This window comes from Streptomyces hainanensis (genome assembly GCF_004348415.1).
GTDB lineage: Bacteria > Actinomycetota > Actinomycetes > Streptomycetales > Streptomycetaceae > Streptomyces > Streptomyces hainanensis.
Map to the genome: position 1 here is coordinate 1 of NZ_SMKI01000662.1, position 3,128 is coordinate 3,128.

Annotated in this window: 3 protein-coding genes and 1 pseudogene; 1 reads left to right on the forward strand and 3 read right to left on the reverse strand. The window is 76.7% G+C overall.

All coding sequences use genetic code 11. The annotated features are described in order from the left end of the window. Both E1283_RS34305 and E1283_RS34310 read right to left on the reverse strand, forming a co-directional pair. A pseudogene (locus E1283_RS34305) lies at window positions 1-420 on the reverse strand (aspartate aminotransferase family protein); the annotation flags it as partial. A 157-nt stretch (window positions 421-577) separates the two neighbouring features. Beyond that, a complete protein-coding gene (locus tag E1283_RS34310) occupies window positions 578-961 on the reverse strand; it encodes a winged helix-turn-helix transcriptional regulator (RefSeq protein WP_132822079.1) in 384 nt (127 codons plus the stop codon). A gap of 66 nt (window positions 962-1,027) precedes the next feature. Between E1283_RS34310 and E1283_RS34315 the strand changes: the two genes are divergently transcribed. After that, the gene (locus E1283_RS34315; protein ID WP_132822080.1) at window positions 1,028-1,660 is read left to right on the forward strand and encodes an NAD(P)-dependent oxidoreductase; all 633 of its coding nucleotides are present in this window, start codon (window positions 1,028-1,030) and stop codon (window positions 1,658-1,660) included. Here the strand turns inward: E1283_RS34315 and E1283_RS34320 are convergent. Beyond that, a partial coding sequence (locus E1283_RS34320; protein ID WP_207930649.1) for an ERAP1-like C-terminal domain-containing protein occupies window positions 1,657-3,128 on the reverse strand: 1,472 nt, incomplete at its 5' end. The two genes, E1283_RS34315 and E1283_RS34320, sit on opposite strands and share 4 nt — an antisense overlap.

Genomic DNA, 3,128 nt, shown 5'->3' on the forward strand with positions numbered 1-3,128 from the left:
ACGGGCGCTGCTGGAACGCTGGGGTGTGCGGACCCTGCTGGTCGAGCGGCATGGCGAGCTGTCGCCCTTTCCCCGGGCGCGACTGGCGGCGAGGTCGGCGGCGGCGGCCACGGCCAACGGCGGGCAGTGCAGGTGGGCGGCGCAGTGCGGGTCCGCGGGGTCGGCGGCGCCCTCGGCGAGGGCGCGCACCAGTTGGTGGAGCGCGGAGTGGGCCCCGGTGCCGTGGGTGGGGAGCGCCGGCCCGGTGGCGGCGAGCAGCCGGCGGGTGGCCTCGGGGCCACCGGCCGGAAGCGGGCCGCAGCGGGCGGCGGCGCCCTCGGCGAGGGCGCCGAGCACGGTGTCGAGGAGCGGACGCAGGGCGCGCGGGCCCGAGGTGCCGCCGGCGAGCAGGCTGGGATCGTGCGCGGCGGGCGCGGGCATGGCGGACCTCTTCCGATGACGGGTGGCGGTGCCGCACGGCGCGGTCGGAGGCCACGGGGAACGGCCACAAGCTACGCCCCGGCCGACGGGCGAGGGCCCGGCTTTCCCGTCATTCCCCCGAAGGGGGGATGGGGCCTCGGCCGTGGATTGATCCCGGCTATCCGGCCGTGGCCTCGGGGTGCGCGGCGTCGTACCTCTCACGGGCGTCGAGGAGTTCGTCCCAGTGCTGGGCGGCCCAGCCGCAGACGGTGGCGTAGACCTCCGTCAGGCTGCGGCCGAGCGGGGTGAGTTCGTACTCGACGCCGGGCGGCCGCCGGCTGACGGTGCGGGTGACGAGCCCGTCGCGCTCGAGGTTGCGGAGGGATCGGGTGAGGACCCGGGGCGTGACGCGGGCGAGCGGCACGCGGAGTTCGGAGTAGCGGCGGGGCCCGGTCCTCAGGCAGGCGAGGACGAGGCCGGCCCACTTGTCGGCGAAGCGGATCGGCACGACGCCGGACGGGCACAGCTCCTCGAACAGGTCGGGCGGCAGCGGCTCCCTCATGCCCCCCACGGTAGCCGCGCGGCGGGTATCCCGGGGGATACCGGGGTGGTCGCTACGGTCGGCGGCATGAGCGAGATGGTGGTTTTCGGGGCCGGCGGCAGGGCCGGCCGGGCGGTCGTCGCGGAGGCGCGGCGGCGTGGGCACGGCGTGACGGCCGTGGTGCGGGATCCGGCGCGGTATCCGGAGTTGCCCGCCGAGGGCGTGCGGGTGGTGGCGGGGGACGTCACGGACGCGGCCCGGGTGGCGGAACTCGTCGCGGGGCACGAGGCGGTGGTGTCGTCGGCCGCCGTCTACGGGGCGGGCACGGATCCCGACGCGTTCTTCAGAGACTCGACGCGGGCCCTGCTCGGCGCGGTGGGGGACCGGCGGCTCGTGGTGGTGGGCCTGGCGACGTTGCTGCCGGACGCGGCGGGCGTGCCGCTGCTCGACTCCCCCGTCCTGCCGCCGGAGTCGCTGCCGTTCTGCCGGGCCCACGGGGCGGGACTCGAGATCCTGCGGGCCGAGGGCGGGGACGTGGACTGGCTGTATCTGAGCCCGTCGGGACTGTTCGACGAGGAGGGCCCGCGGTCGGGACGCTACCGGGTGGCGGACCACGGGGATCTGGGCGACCGGATCAGCTACCGGGACCTGGCGGTGGCGCTGCTCGACGAGGTCGAGGTGCCGCGCCACCGCAGGACCCAGCTGGCGGTGACGACCTAGCCCTGCCGTTCCCGGGCGGCCAACGCGCGCCGCAGGTCGTCGAGTTGGTCCGCGAGACTGCGGCGCAGCGCCGTGGTGAGCTCGGTGTCGCGGAGCGCGGCCTCACCGAGGCGCAGGGTGCGTTCCTCGGCGAGCGCGTGCGGGAAGGCGTGCCGGCCGGCCGCGACGGCCAGCGAGTGGCCGCGGCGAGCGGCCATGGCGGCCGCCTCGGGGTAGTAGCGCGGCACGTAGTCCGTGAGCAGCGCCCGCTGTTCGGGGTGCCAGAAGCCCTGGGCGGTGGCGATGAAGAGGTAGTTGGAGAGGCGGTCGGCCGGGTCGAACATGGCCTCCCAGGCGGCCGCCTTGGCGGCCGGCTCCGGGAGCGCGGCCCGGCAGCGGGCGGCGCCCTCCTCGCCGGTGGCGCTGGGGTCGCGGCGGGCCTCGGCGTCGATCTCGGCCTGGTCGGTGGCGCCGAGCACGGCGAGCCGGTGCAGGAGTTGCCAACGCAGCTCGGGGTCGAGCTCCGGGCCGCCGGGCACCGATCCGGCGGCCCACCAGGCCCGGAGGGCGTCGGGGTCGGTGGCGGCGCCGATGGCGGTGCGGACGGCGATCAGCCGGCGGGCGGGGTCGGTGCCGTCGGCGGTGCGGCCGAGCATGTCGTGGGCGAGTTCGGTCAGCACGAGGAGGGCGTCGGTGCGGCGCTCGGCCGGCAGGTACTGGTCGGCGATCTGGTGCCTGGCGAAGCCGATGACGCCTTCGAGCAGGGCGGCGGCCGACTCGCCCGGGAGATGCCGGCGGGCGGCGTCGAGGTAGGCCTCGGGGTCGAGTTCGCCGTCGCGGACCATGTCGCGGGCGGCGTTCCACACCACGGTGCGGCTGAGCGGGTCCGGGAGGCTGCCGAGGGCGCGCCGCGCGGTGGCCCAGGAGGCCGGGTCGAGGCGGACCTTGGCGTAGCTGAGGTCGCCGTCGTTGACGATGAGCAGGTCGGGGCGGGCGCCCGGCTGCTCGTGGACCGTGGTGCCCTCGGCGGCGGGCAGTTCGATCTCGACGGCCGTGCCGCGCGGCGTGAGGTGCCGCTCGTCGGTGGCGTCGTAGACGCCGAGGCGGAGCCGGTGGGGGCGGCCGCCGCTGTGGTGGAGGGTGAGCCGCCAGGCGCCGTCCGTGGTGCCGACCTCGGGGGTGAGGGTGTCGGGCCCCGTGGTGCGCAGCCAGGCGTCGGCCCACTCGTGGACGGGGCGTCCCGACGCCTCGGCCATGGCGTCGATGAAGTCGGCGAGGGTGGCGTTGCCGAAGCGGTGGCGGGCGAAGTGGGTGTTGATGCCGGCGAGGAAGGCGTCCTCGCCGAGCCAGGTGACGAGCTGGCGGAGCCGGGGATTCCGCCGGCCGACTCCACGGGCCGGATCGTGGTGGCGGCCGGCCGGCTGGTGACCTCCAAGCGGCACGCGCTGCTGATCAGGGCGTTCGCCCGGGTGGCGGCCGAGCGTCCCGA